We start from the raw sequence: 13,256 nt of genomic DNA, 5'->3' as shown, positions 1-13,256 counted from the left end.
AGGCCAAAAGATCTAAAGAGATTTACATAGGTCACGTATATGTAAATTTCATTAACCCTTCTCAATCGGCCCCCAGCACTTTTTTCCTTGTTGATCGATGCACACCATGTAATTGGTTTTGTCTGAATTGAACTTAATGTAGCGAGTGTCTTTTCTGCCGGTGTCATTCTTATCTGTGCCCGCACAGTCTGGGCCGAGGGAGTCGAACGTGACTTCTCGGTCTACTTGTAGTTGAGTGATTGAATTATCTGCAAGTGGATGGATGACAATATTTCCTTCGATGGTTTCTTTATTGCTGTTGCTTGAAAAATGATTGTCAGTAAAGGTGAAGTGGTCTGTGCAGTTCGCTTCTGTATAGTGCCATTCGCCTACTAAGTCGGATGCCAAATTTTCGGCAAGTACGCTAGAGGACGCATAAATAGAAGTAATAGCGATGCTGGTGAATAAGATTTTTTTCATCAAATAGTCCTTTAGCATGATGCTCATGCCATTTGAATATTGTGCCGCTGTAAATCTTTAAGTTGATGAGAAATCTTCACTGCAAGTAGTTTTTATAAGATGCTTGTTTCCCCGTGCGCCCAAACGGTCAATGACGTGGCATCTTTTGCTGTTACTCCCTGCGCAACTACCCCCGCAATCATCCCTGTCAGCACATCTCCCATGCCTGCTACTGCCATGCCAGGATGACCGCTGGTATTCACAAACCATTGGCCGTCTGGCGTGGCGATGATGCTGCCAGATCCTTTTAATACCACCGTGCTGTTGTATTCTTTCGCTAGTTTCAGTGCGGATTCTATTCTGTTTATGTTGATGGATTCGGTATTTGTATGGAGCAACCGGGCTGCCTCTAGTGGATGCGGGGTGATAATAGTGTCTGCGTTTCGTTGTTGGCAGAGCGTTTTTAGCGCGGGATTGGCTGCAATGAGGTTGAGTGCATCTGCGTCAATGACAAGTGGAATGGGTAGGCTTAATGAGGTTTTTAATAACTCTTGGGCTTCTGCTGATGTGCCAAGCCCGGGGCCAATACCGAGTACTGAAAGTGGTTGTGATAAGAGTTTTTCTGGTTTGCTACGCATGATTTGTGGGAAGTTCATGTCAATTTGTAGTGAACCTAAACAGCTGCCAATCACTTTGCCCGCGCCAGATTTTAGGGCTGCTCGTGTGGCAAGGATGACGGCGCCCTCCATGCCCTCTTCTCCACCTAATATCCCTACGGTGCCATAGGTGCCTTTGTGGCTATTGTGCTTGCGGGGCGGGGGTTGGACGGGGGCTGTGTGGATAAGTGTGCCACTAGCGGTGCCGGCTGGCACACCAAGTTCATCTAGATAGGCTTCCCCTGCGTAGTCACGTCCATCATACGTAAATAGACCCGGCTTCCAGCCGAGGTAGGTAAGGGTGTGGTGCGCGATGACGCAAGGGCTGAAGGCCACGCCTGTATCTGCGTTTAGGCCGCTTGGCATGTCGAGCGCGAGTATGTTTACACTGCATTGGTTTAGGTATTCAATTGCCTTGGCAAAAGCTCCTTCAGGGTGTCTGGTTAGCCCGATGCCAAAAATGCCATCGATTCCCCATGTCCACTCTTCAATAGTTGGTAATTCATTTTGTAGTAAGAAACCAGCATCACAATAGGCTTGGTAAGCATTTGCGGCATCTATGGGGAGTTTGTTGATTTTACCGAGTAAGACGGTGGTGCAATGAACCCCTTGCAGCTGGAGTAACCTAGACATGACGAGTGCGTCGCCACCGTTATTGCCAGGGCCAGCAATAATCAGAATTTTATCGGTGTTGGATATTCTGGTAAGTAGCCAATCTGCCGCCGCTTTACCGGCTCGCTCCATTAGTGGCGGACTGGGATGGTTTTCCTGCGCCTTTGCTTCATGTTCTCGAAGCTCGTTTGTCAGGTAACAAAGGGGAAGATGCAGGATTTCTGACATGCTGTGCTTTCGGTTGGGCAATAATCCAAGTAAAATCAACTGTTTTAGAACTAATTGATCCAGACAAAACGGTCGCGACTAATGGTTAGTGTACGCGATGCGGTGGTCAGCAAATTTTAGGTACATCAAAGCATGCGCACTTTTCAGGAACTGATTTTAACGCTGCAACAATTTTGGGGTAAGCATGGTTGCACCGTATTGCAACCCTACGATATGGAAATGGGCGCGGGCACAAGCCACACAGCGACTTTCCTGCGTGCTATTGGTCCAGAGCCATGGAATGCAGCGTATGTACAACCCTCTCGCCGTCCAAAAGATGGTCGTTATGGCGAGAACCCAAACCGCTTGCAACATTACTACCAATTCCAAGTAGTGATGAAACCATCCCCAGATAATCTACAAGAATTATATCTGGATAGCTTACGTGCGTTGGGCGTGGATCCGAACGTGCATGATATCCGCTTTGTAGAAGACGACTGGGAAAACCCAACACTAGGCGCTTGGGGCTTGGGTTGGGAAGTTTGGTTAAACGGGATGGAAGTGACGCAATTTACGTACTTCCAGCAAGTGGGTGGTATTGATTGTAAGCCAGTACTGGGCGAAATCACATACGGTATCGAGCGTTTGGCGATGTACATTCAGGGCGTAGAAAACGTCTACGATTTGGTATGGTCGATTGCGCCTGATGGTACCCGTGTGACTTATGGTGACGTGTATCACCAAAACGAAGTAGAGCAATCGCGTTACAACTTCGAACACAGCAACGTTGATGGCCTCTTTTATCTATTCAACTACTACGAATCGGAAGCCAAGCGTTTGTTAGACGTCGGTTTTGCGCTGCCAGTGTATGAGATGGTATTGAAAGCCGCGCATACGTTTAACTTGCTAGATGCGCGTGGTGCGATTTCTGTAACTGAGCGTGCAGCCTACATTGGCCGTATCCGTAACTTGGCGCGTGGCGTGGCGCAAGCCTTCTACAACAGTCGCGAAGTGTTAGGTTTCCCTATGTGCCAATTAGAAAACCCTCGTGTGATCGATTTGTTTGGTCAAGAGTGGGTGGATCGCATTAAGGCTATTCGTAACGGTGAAACCCCGGCGGCAGAGTAATAGATTAGGTAAATGCCTTATCTGACGGGATGACAGAATGCTGAAGGTTGCCTGTGGGCAGCCTCTAGAAGAGAAAAGATCATGCAAGAAAATTTATTGATTGAATTGCTGACCGAAGAATTGCCTCCAAAAGCGTTGGCAAATTTGGGTCAGGTATTTTCACAAACGGTGTTTGACGAACTCGTCAAATTGCAATTGGTAGCAAAAGACGTTGAGTTGCAATCATTTGCTAGCCCACGTCGTTTGGCCGTGCGTATTCCTAGCGTATTGGCAACGCAACCAGAACAGCAGATCGAGCGTAAAGGCCCTGCCGTCGCTTCTGGTATGAAAGATGGACAACCAACGCCAGCACTGATGGGTTTTGCCCGTTCTTGTGGAGTTGAGGTTGCTGCGTTAGCAACGATGTCGGATGGCAAACAAGATGTGTTTGTGTTCCGTAGTAGCAAGCCGGGTGACGCATTGGCCAACTTGTTGCCAGAAGTATTGGCTACTGCGATCAAGAAATTGCCGATTCCGAAAATGATGCGTTGGGGTGATACCGATGTGCAATTTGTACGTCCGGTAAAGCGCCTCATCGCGCTATTGGGCAAAGAAGTATTGCCAGTTAGCCTGTTAGGACTAACGGCCGACCGCATTACCCGTGGTCATCGTTTCTTATCTGACGGTGATTTGAGCATTGCTCATGCAGATGACTACGCGCGTGTCTTATTCGAAGAAGGCAAGGTCGTGGCTAGCGTAGCGGCACGTAAAGCGCTGATCGAGAAGCACCTGAACGAAGAAGCGGCTAAGCTGAATGCAACGATCGGTGCCGATGCGGCGTTGATTGATGAAGTGACCGCCTTGGTCGAGTGGCCGGTCGTATACGCTGCTCGCTTTGAGGATGAATTCCTGAAAGTGCCGCAAGAATGTCTGATGCTGACTATGCAGCAGAACCAGAAGTATTTCCCGCTATTGGATAGCAATGGCAAATTGCTGCCAAACTTCTTGTTGGTGTCTAACCTGCAAACCGAAGACCCAAGCCATATTATTCAAGGTAATGAGCGCGTGTTGCGTGCCCGTTTATCAGATGCGCGCTTCTTCTTTGAGCAAGACCAGAAGGTTCGCTTAGAAAATCGTGTGGCTCGCCTTGAGAATGTGGTTTACCACAATAAGCTAGGTTCGCAGCTAGAGCGTATTGCTCGCTTGCAAGCGCTGGCTGGCGAAATCGCTGCGCTATTGGGTGCTGATCGTGCAACCGCTAGCCGTGCAGCGTACTTGGCAAAAGCCGACTTGGTGTCTGACATGGTGGGCGAGTTCCCTGAACTACAGGGCACCATGGGCCGTTACTATGCGCAAATTGATGGTGAAACTGCTGAAGTTGCAGATGCGATTGAAGGCCATTATCACCCACGTTTTGCTGGTGACTCGTTGCCCGCCGGTAATATCGCGCTGAGCGTTGCCTTGGCTGATAAGTTAGAAACCCTGGTGGGTATTTACGGTATTGGCTTGATCCCAACGGGTGATAAAGATCCATTTGCGCTTCGCCGTGCGGCACTAGGTGTATTGCGTATGTTGATCGAAGCGGAATTGCCGGTGGATGTATCTGCACTCTTAAGTTTGGCGGCTAATTCGTTTGAAGCGGGTAAGTTGTCTGCGGATGTGGTGGCTGGTGTGGCTGGCTTTATGCAAGATCGCCTGAAGAACTTGCTATCTGGTGAGTTTGATGGCCGTGAAGTGGATGCCGTGTTGGCATTGCGCCCAGCGCGTCTAGATAGCATTCGTGCCAAGTTGCAAGCGGTGGCTGAGTTCCGTGCTTTGCCAGAGGCGGCTGCATTGGCAGCTGCAGACAAGCGTATCCGTAATATCTTGAAAAAGGTAGAAGGTGAATTGCCTGCAGTGGATGCGGCGAAGTTTGTTGAAGCGCCTGAAAAAGCCTTGTTTGAAGCGACGCGTGCGTTGGCGCCAACGGTGAATGCAGAACTTTCTGCGGGTAACTACACGGCGGCATTGAAGCAATTGGCGGGGCTGCGTGCACCGGTGGATGCTTTCTTTGCAGATGTAATGGTGATGGCAGAAGATTTAGGTGTGCGTAATAACCGTCTAGCGTTGCTATCGGAACTCGCGAGCCTGATGAATCAGGTGGCTGAGATTGCCGTGTTGGCAGAGTAAGCATGACGATCAAGCTGATCATCTTAGACCGAGATGGCGTTATCAACTTTGATAGTGATGAGTACGTCAAAAGTGTGGACGAGTGGATTCCGTTACCCGGCAGCATTGAGGCGATAGCCCGTCTGACCAAAGCGGGCTGGCAGGTGGCGATTGCCACTAACCAATCCGGTATTGCACGTGGGTATTTTGATCTATCTACCCTAGACGCGATGCATGACAAATTGGCCACATTGCTAACGCCCTTAGGTGGCAAAATCGACAAAATCGAATTTTGTCCACACGGACCGGATGTCAGTTGTGATTGTCGAAAACCCCTTCCGGGCATGTTCAGAACAATTGCGGACCACTATGGTTTAGCGGATTTATCTGGCATCCCCGTTGTGGGAGATAGCCTGCGCGATTTAGAAGCAGGCATGCAATTAGGCGCGACCCCTTATTTGGTGAAAACCGGTAAGGGTGAACGCACGATTGCAAAAGGGAGTTTGCCGCAGGGGACGATTGTCTGTGACGATCTGGCGGCAGTCGTGGATGCGCTTTTAACCGAGTAGCAACCATTTTGGCAACCCAATACTAACTAAAAAAGTCCAGCAATGAATGCCATTCGTTCTATTTTGTTTTATGTCGCCGCGTTAGTGTTAACGCCGATTTATTGTGTCATTGGCACGTTGATTCTGCCGCTACCCGCTAGGATTCGTTACCGCATCGTGAGTACCTTTGGTTGGACTCGTCTCATGATGTGGGTGGTGGAATATATTTGCGGTATTAAGTACAAAGTAGAAGGCTTAGAAAACCTGCAAGGGGTGAAGCCGGCCATTATTTGTTCTAAGCACCAATCGGCATGGGAAACCATGGCACTGCAAATGGTGTTTCCTCCGCAAGTGTATATCGCGAAGAAAGAATTACTTTATATTCCTTTCTTTGGTTGGGGCTTGGCAACGATTTCGACCATCTTTATTGATCGCTCGGCTGGCGTTGAGTCTCGCAATAAAATGCTAGATGTGTCTAAAAAGCGGTTGAATGATGGGTTCTGGATTGTGATTTTCCCGGAAGGCACTCGTACTGAACCGGGCGCGAAAGTGAAGTACAAAAAGGGTGCTGCCGATATGGCGCGTGCCTTAGAAGTGCCATTAGTACCGGTTGCGCACAATGCGGGTGATTATTGGCCAAAAAATAGCTGGATGAAACGCCCTGGTACGATTACCGTTTCGATTGGTCGCCCGATTTACCCGGATGGACGTGATTTGGCGTCTATTACCAATGCAGCGCACGCATGGATCGAAGGCGAAGTCGCCCGCATCCGTCAGTAACTCTGACGACTACTGCTGGCTCGCTAGTACTGCAAATTGTCGACGCAGATACGGTGAGCCAGTATCCCGTGCTTGTCCGTCACGGACAACGCCGAACGATTGGCCTCGCCATCAAAGAAGCTGCTCTCGTGATTCATTTGCCTGCAAGGGCAAACGCAGAGCAAGCGCTTCCCTTTATTCAGCAAAAAGCCGCTTGGTTAGCAAAGCACCTTGGCAATGTCGACAACCGGCCGAAACCACCTGATTTTGCGGATGGTTCTTCTATTGACTGGTTGGGTGAACAATTGACGATCGTCCTCTTGCCGGGTAGAACGAGAGGGGTAGAAGTTGAGCAAGATGGCCAGTATTTGGTCATTCGTGTGCCAACAGGGAAACCTGCGACAGTGATTCCACCTGCGGTTGCGGAATGGATGGCCGGACAAGCGCTTGCTTATTTTCTGCCTCGGTTTGATAGCTACGCGCAATTAATGCGATTAACTAAAACGCCCCCATTGTCTCTTTCCTCTGCGCGCCAAAAGTGGGGGAGTTGTGATCATAAAGGTGAAATCAAATTAAACTGGCGATTGATGCAAGCGCCGCCAGCGCTGATTGATTATGTGATTTGTCATGAGTTGGCGCATTTAAAAGAGTTTAATCATGGCCCTGCTTTTTGGCAGATCGTGGCGACACTTTGTCCAGATTACAAAGCAAGGCGAAAAGCGTTAAAAGAACAAGGGACTGCTTGGCTAAGTTGGTAAGGAACCAATCTTTGTATGGCTGTTCTGATGGAAAGAAACCAGATAAGGGGTAGGTAAATGAGATTACTGCATACAATGATTCGCGTAGGGAATTTGGATAAATCGATCGACTTTTATACCTCGGTGCTAGGGATGAAGTTACTGCGTAAGAATGATTATCCAGATGGCCGTTTTACACTGGCGTTTGTGGGCTATGGTGATGAAGACACGAATTCGGTGATCGAGTTGACACACAACTGGGATACTGAAAGTTATGATTTAGGTAACGGTTTTGGCCATTTGGCGGTGGAAGTAGAAGATGCTTATGCTACCTGTGAGGCGGTTCGTGCAAAAGGTGGCAAGGTCACCCGGGAAGCTGGTCCGATGAAGCATGGCACGACCGTGATTGCCTTTGTAGAAGATCCAGACGGTTATAAGATCGAGTTTATTCAGCTCGGTACACGATAACTAAAAAAGCCTGCCAAACTAATGAGTGGCAGGCTTTTTTCGCATGAGTCAAAACGGAATTAAGCCGCAGTGCCCATCAAGGCTTCTACTTCTGCAATGCTCTTTGGAATCGGCTCACCAATGACTTCGCAGCTATTCTCTGTGATGAGTACTTCATCTTCAATCCTTACACCACCTGCATCACGATATTGATTTAGCACTTCATAGTTGATGAGGTGCGCATGGCGTTTTTCAGCTTGCCACTGGTCGATCTGGGCCGGGATAAAATAGAGACCCGGTTCCACGGTCATCACCATCCCTTGGCGATAGGCTTTACCCATTCGTAAGTTCCGCATACCAAATAGCGTACTGCGGGTGGTGGCTTCGTCATAACCGACATACGCTTCACCAAGGTTTTCCATATCGTGCACGTCCATGCCAATCTGATGGCCAAGCCCGCACTGGAAGATGATCGCATAGGCGCCACTTAGCACGGTTTCTTCGGTGTCACCGGTGAAAATGCCTAGTGCTTTTAAGCCATCCACCAGTTTACTCACCGCTAATTGGTGGACGGATAAATTGGTGACGCCCGGTTTCATGGCGGCGATCGCGGCTAGTTGTGAGTCTAGGGTGATTTGATAGAGCGTGCGTTGTCGGTCGGTAAACTGCCCGCTAACGGGAAGGGTGCGGGTAATATCGCTTGCATAACCAAGACGACTGCTGCAACCGGTATCGTTTACCACCCAGTCGCCCGCTTGCAATTGGTTGTGATGGCTGCCGTTGTGCAGCACTTCGCCTTGCTTCGAGAAAATACTTGGGTAGGCTAATTGCAAACCATGGCGGCGCATTAGGCCTTCCATTGCACCGACAATTTGATATTCATACTGACCAGGGCGAGTTTCTCGCATAGCGGTTTCATGCATTTGCTTGGTAATGCCCAGCGCCCACGTCATTTCGGCGATTTCTTCTTCGGACTTTACTTCGCGTTGTGCCACGATTGCTCGGATTAGGTCTACCGATTCGCCACGGGCAATTTCCGTGACGGCCAGATTGAGTAGTGTTGCCAGCTGTAAGGCGGACTTGCCACGGTAGGGCGGCAAATAATGAATGCGTCGACCTGCATTTTGTGCTGCCTTTAGCTCCTCTGGCAAACTAGCGAGAGAAGCGGTTTGTGTGATGCCAACGGTTTGTCCACGCTCGGCCAAGGTTGGCAGCGGGCCGGTCCAGACGATGCTTTCTAGGCTGGGATCATCGCCATACAGGGTGCAGGTGCCGTTATCTGTATCGAGGACGCCGACTAGATCGGGCATGTGTAAGCCAAAATAGTAAGCAAAGCTGCTGTCTTGTCTAAACGGGTAAATATTATGCAGGTAGTTCATCGACGCATCCTGATTGCCTGGCAATAGGATGAGACCGCTGTTTGCCATTCGTGCTAACAGTGCGGTGCGGCGTGCTTCATAGATATTTGGTGAAAAGGTTGTTGCGTGACTCATGTCGTGACTCCGTCACAAAGAAAAACTCCCGTTGCCTGGAGAGAGAGAGGCAACGGGAGACATGCCCTTAGGCGATGTGAGTTGCGATACGTTCTACGTGGTGGCAGGCAATTTGACGGCCTTCCACTGGGCGCAGGTCGGGAGTTTCCTGCTGGCAGCGCGTATCGGCATACGGGCAGCGTTTATGAAACGCACAGCCAGTTGGAGGGTTGAGTGGACTAGGAAGTTCCCCTTCAATGCGAATTTTTGTGCGACGGTCTTCTGCAAATACCGATGGGGTCGCCGACAATAGCGCTTGGGTATAAGGGTGCATCGGCTTGCTGTAGATGACTTCTTTTGTACCCATTTCCACGGCACGACCGAGGTACATCACCATCAGATCATCGGCAACGTGTTCAACCACCGATAAGTTGTGAGAGATGAACACGTAAGCGGTGTTGAACTCTTCTTGCAGATCCATAAACAAGTTGAGTACCTGCGCCTGAATCGATACATCTAGCGCGGAGGTTGGCTCATCTGCCACCACAATTTTCGGTTGCAACATCATGGCGCGCGCAATCGCAATCCGCTGACGCTGTCCACCAGAGAACATGTGCGGATAGCGGAAGAAATGCTCAGGACGAAGACCAACACGGGTCATCATGGCGCGCACTTTTTCTTCGCGTTCTGCTTTTGTTAGCGTGGTGTTAATGGTGAGCGGTTCGGCTAACTGATCACCAATCTTTTGACGTGGGTTCAGCGAGGCATACGGGTTTTGGAACACCATCTGCACTTTTTTACGTAGATCTTTAATATCGCCTTTACCTGCTTTGGTGATATCTGTGCCATCTAATACTAATTTACCCGCGGTTGGCGCTTCTATGAGTGTTAGCTGGCGTGCTAGCGTGGATTTACCACAGCCAGACTCCCCTACAACGGCAAGCGTTTTGCCTGCACGTAACTGGAAGGACACGCCATTGAGTGCTTTAACGTGTGCTTTCGGCTTAAGAAAACCTTGGGATACTTCGTAATGACGGGTGAGGTCTTGAGCCTCTAATACAACATCGCTCATACGGCCTCCTTCGCAAATAGTGGGGTAAAGCAGCGCACGGCACCTTGATCATAAGTGGTGATGCCTGGGCGTTCCTGACGGCAGCGGTCTGCCACATACGGGCAGCGTGGGCTTAATAGACAGCCGGTTGGGCGATCATATTGGCCAGGTACGATGCCGGGTAGGGTGGATAGCCGTCTTGCCCCTTTGCTATGTTCAGGGATAGATGCGAGTAGTGCTTCGGTATAAGGGTGAACCGGGTGACGGAAAAGCCCCGGTACTTCGCCTACTTCTGCCACTTGCCCGGCGTACATCACCGCCACGCGGTGTGCGACTTCAGAGATCACCGCGAGGTCATGGGTAATCATGATGAGCGCCATATTACGTTCTTTTTGCAGGCTAACCAGCAAGTCCATAATCTGCGCTTGGATGGTCACGTCGAGCGCGGTGGTCGGCTCGTCGGCAATCAGGAGTTTTGGATTACAGGCCAGTGCAATCGCGATCATCACCCGTTGGCTCATCCCGCCAGATAGCTGGTGCGGGTAGGCTTCCAAGCGGGTTTTTGCGGCTGGAATCTCGACTAGTTCCATCAGTTCGAGTGCGCGAGCTTTGAGTGCACCACCACGTAAACCTTGGTGAACTTTTAGCACTTCCATGATCTGATAACCGACGGTGTAGCTCGGGTTGAGCGAGGTCATCGGGTCTTGGAAGATCATGGCGATATCTTTGCCCACAATCTTGCGGCGATCGCGCGCAGAGATGGTGAGTAGATTTTTGCCATCGAAGCTGAGTTCGTCAGCAACAATGCGGCCTTGTCCTTCTAGTAGGCCCATCATTGCCATCATGGTGACAGATTTACCCGAACCGGATTCCCCAACGATACCCACGATTTCGCCTTGGCTAACGGTGAGGTCTAGTCCTTCGACGGCGCGGAATGGCTTGCTGGTAGAACCAAACTCGACGGATAAATTGCGAATACTTAATAGTGGCGTGTTTTGTTGTGTCATTTACCTATCCTCACGCAGCACGTTTTAGTTTTGGATCGAGTGCATCCCGTAGGCCGTCACCCATTAGGTTGATTGCCAATACGGATAACAAGATCGTTAGACCCGGTAAGGTGACTACCCACCATGCGCTTTCGATGTAGTCGCGCGCAGAGGCGAGCATAGTGCCCCATTCTGGTGTTGGAGGTTGTACGCCCATGCCCAAGAAGCCCAGTGCGGCAATTTCCAAAATCGCAGACGAGAAGCTCATAGTGGCGTGAACGATGAGAGGTGCCATACAGTTTGGTAGTACGGTCACTAGCATCAGGCGGAATAATCCGGCTCCGGCAACGCGAGAGGCGGTGACATAGTCTTTATTGAGTTCAGACATCGCTGACGCACGGGTTAAACGTACATACGCTGGTAGTGCAACCACCGCAATCGCGATCATCGCGTTAACTAGGCCTGGGCCTAGAATCGCCATAATAGCCACCGCTAATAATAGCGATGGTAGCGCCATCATAATGTCCATTAAACGCATGATGCCTTGACCTAGCCATTTCGGGAAAAAGGCGGCTAGTAAGCCAAGTAAAATGCCCGGGATCAGTGACATCACGACTGACGAGAGGCCAATTAATAGCGACAATCTCGCACCGTGGATAAGACGAGAAAGAATGTCACGGCCTAATTCGTCCGTCCCCAATAAAAATTGACTAGAACCATTAGCAGACCAAGCCGGAGGGGTGAGTAAGTGATCTCTAAATTGTTCGATTGGGCTATAAGGCGCGATAATCGGCGCAAATAGCGCACAGAAAACCACAATCGAAATAAACACAAGACCAGCCACCGCACCTTTGTTATGCGCAAAGCCTTGCCAGAATTCTTTTAGCGGGGAAGGGTAGCTAATTGCCTGATCTTCTGCCGCTGTATTCACTGTTGCAGTGTTTACATTTGCCATCATGAATATCCTATTATTTTGAATGACGGATTCGCGGGTTGGCGATGCCGTATAAAATATCGACGAGGAAGTTTGTCAGGATTACCAAGGTAGCAACCAACAAAATACCGTTTTGTACGACGGGATAGTCACGACGACCAATCGCATCAATTAGCCATTTGCCAATGCCTGGCCAAGAGAAAATGGTTTCTGTTAGCACTGCTCCACCCATTAGCGTACCAACTTGCAGGCCGATTACGGTTAGGACCGGGATCATGGCGTTACGCAGTGTGTGCACAAAAATCACGCGGGCTGGCGATAGTCCTTTGGCGCGGGCAGTACGCACATAATCTTCACGCAATACTTCTAGCATAGAAGACCGTGTCATCCGTGCAATCACGGCAAGTGGAATTGTGCCGAGCACAATCGCTGGCAAAATTAGGTGTTTCACTGCATCGATAAATGCGCCTGCATTGAGTTCAGGGTCGGCAATTTGTGCTTTCCATGCATCAATCAGCATAAAGCCAGTCACCGGCGGGACATCAAACGCTAAGTCGATACGGCCAGAAACAGGCGTCCAACCAAGTGAAACCGAGAACAGCATGATGAGGATTAAGCCCCACCAGAAAATCGGCATCGAGAAACCGGTGAGCGAGATGGTCATCACGCCGTGGTCAAAGATTGATCCGCGTTTAATCGCGGCAAGGATACCGGCTAGTAGTCCAAACACCGTCGCAAACACCAAAGCCGCTAAAGCTAACTCTAATGTGGCTGGAAATAAGGTTTTGAACTCAACCCAAACGTTTTCTTGGGTTTTCAGAGATTGCCCTAAATTACCGTGAAGCAATTGGCTAACATAATTGACGTACTGTGTCGTCAATGGCTGGTCTAGCCCTAAACGTTTCATCGCTGCAGCGTGTAACTCTGGGGAAAGGGAACGTTCACCTACCATCACTTCAATTGGGTCGCCCGGGATCATCCGGATCAATGAAAAGGTTAGTAAGGTGATGCCGATAAAGGTCGGGATTAACACCCCGATTCGGCGAAGTAAGAATGCAAACATATTTTTCTCCCGTCCAATACATAGCGTGTAGTACGGACGTCACCTTCATGCCGGATAAGCATGAATTCGGGATTTACTGAAACAATACTAA

The 13,256-nt window shown here is 49.8% G+C and carries 13 protein-coding genes; 6 read left to right on the top strand and 7 right to left on the bottom strand.

The window, feature by feature from the left end:
* Nucleotides 1-51: 51 nt before the first annotated feature.
* Nucleotides 52-459 carry a hypothetical protein gene (locus LIN78_RS07435; RefSeq protein ID WP_227180079.1) on the bottom strand — a complete coding sequence of 136 codons (408 nt, stop codon included), beginning with the start codon at nt 457-459 and terminating at the stop codon, nt 52-54.
* Between the two features lie 92 nt (nt 460-551).
* Nucleotides 552-1,934 (bottom strand): NAD(P)H-hydrate dehydratase, encoded by a 1,383-nt coding sequence (locus LIN78_RS07430; RefSeq protein WP_227180076.1) that lies wholly within the window; start codon nt 1,932-1,934, stop codon nt 552-554.
* Nucleotides 1,935-2,066: 132 nt separating this feature from the next.
* On the opposite strand from LIN78_RS07430, the gene glyQ reads away from it, so the two are divergent.
* The 6 genes from glyQ to gloA all read left to right on the top strand — a co-directional run bounded on the left by glyQ (nt 2,067) and on the right by gloA (nt 7,680).
* Nucleotides 2,067-3,041, top strand: a complete 975-nt coding sequence (gene glyQ / locus LIN78_RS07425) for a glycine--tRNA ligase subunit alpha (RefSeq protein WP_227180074.1) — start codon at nt 2,067-2,069, stop codon at nt 3,039-3,041.
* Between the two features lie 78 nt (nt 3,042-3,119).
* Complete coding sequence (gene glyS / locus LIN78_RS07420; protein WP_227180248.1) at nt 3,120-5,189, top strand: glycine--tRNA ligase subunit beta; 2,070 nt, start codon at nt 3,120-3,122, stop codon at nt 5,187-5,189.
* Between the two features lie 8 nt (nt 5,190-5,197).
* Nucleotides 5,198-5,737 carry a D-glycero-beta-D-manno-heptose 1,7-bisphosphate 7-phosphatase gene (gene gmhB, locus LIN78_RS07415; RefSeq protein WP_227180247.1) on the top strand — a complete coding sequence of 180 codons (540 nt, stop codon included), beginning with the start codon at nt 5,198-5,200 and terminating at the stop codon, nt 5,735-5,737.
* Between the two features lie 42 nt (nt 5,738-5,779).
* Nucleotides 5,780-6,496, top strand: coding sequence for a lysophospholipid acyltransferase family protein (locus LIN78_RS07410; protein ID WP_227180072.1), 717 nt, complete (start codon nt 5,780-5,782; stop codon nt 6,494-6,496).
* Nucleotides 6,460-7,233 (top strand): M48 family metallopeptidase, encoded by a 774-nt coding sequence (locus tag LIN78_RS07405; protein WP_227180070.1) that lies wholly within the window; start codon nt 6,460-6,462, stop codon nt 7,231-7,233. The genes LIN78_RS07410 and LIN78_RS07405 overlap by 37 nt, the downstream gene beginning before the upstream one ends.
* A gap of 57 nt (nt 7,234-7,290) precedes the next feature.
* Complete coding sequence (gene gloA, locus LIN78_RS07400) at nt 7,291-7,680, top strand: lactoylglutathione lyase (RefSeq protein WP_227180068.1); 390 nt, start codon at nt 7,291-7,293, stop codon at nt 7,678-7,680.
* 59 nt (nt 7,681-7,739) lie between these two features.
* On the opposite strand, the gene LIN78_RS07395 is transcribed toward gloA, so the two are convergent.
* From LIN78_RS07395 to LIN78_RS07375, 5 genes are all read right to left on the bottom strand, one after another.
* Nucleotides 7,740-9,152, bottom strand: coding sequence for an aminopeptidase P family protein (locus LIN78_RS07395; protein ID WP_227180065.1), 1,413 nt, complete (start codon nt 9,150-9,152; stop codon nt 7,740-7,742).
* Between the two features lie 67 nt (nt 9,153-9,219).
* On the bottom strand, nt 9,220-10,203 hold the full coding sequence (locus LIN78_RS07390; RefSeq protein ID WP_227180063.1) for a peptide ABC transporter ATP-binding protein: 984 nt from the start codon (nt 10,201-10,203) through the stop codon (nt 9,220-9,222).
* Nucleotides 10,200-11,189 carry an ABC transporter ATP-binding protein gene (locus tag LIN78_RS07385; protein WP_227180061.1) on the bottom strand — a complete coding sequence of 330 codons (990 nt, stop codon included), beginning with the start codon at nt 11,187-11,189 and terminating at the stop codon, nt 10,200-10,202. Before LIN78_RS07385 ends, LIN78_RS07390 begins: the two co-directional genes overlap by 4 nt.
* Nucleotides 11,190-11,199: 10 nt before the next feature.
* Nucleotides 11,200-12,123 carry an ABC transporter permease subunit gene (locus LIN78_RS07380; RefSeq protein WP_227180059.1) on the bottom strand — a complete coding sequence of 308 codons (924 nt, stop codon included), beginning with the start codon at nt 12,121-12,123 and terminating at the stop codon, nt 11,200-11,202.
* Between the two features lie 13 nt (nt 12,124-12,136).
* Entirely contained in the window at nt 12,137-13,165 is a 1,029-nt protein-coding gene (locus LIN78_RS07375) for an ABC transporter permease subunit (protein ID WP_227180057.1), read from the bottom strand.
* Nucleotides 13,166-13,256: the final 91 nt, after the last annotated feature.

Source organism: Leeia speluncae, from assembly GCF_020564625.1.
GTDB lineage: Bacteria > Pseudomonadota > Gammaproteobacteria > Burkholderiales > Leeiaceae > Leeia > Leeia speluncae.
The sequence above is the reverse complement of the archived record's forward strand: the minus strand, read 5'-3'. Positions and strand labels throughout refer to the sequence as shown.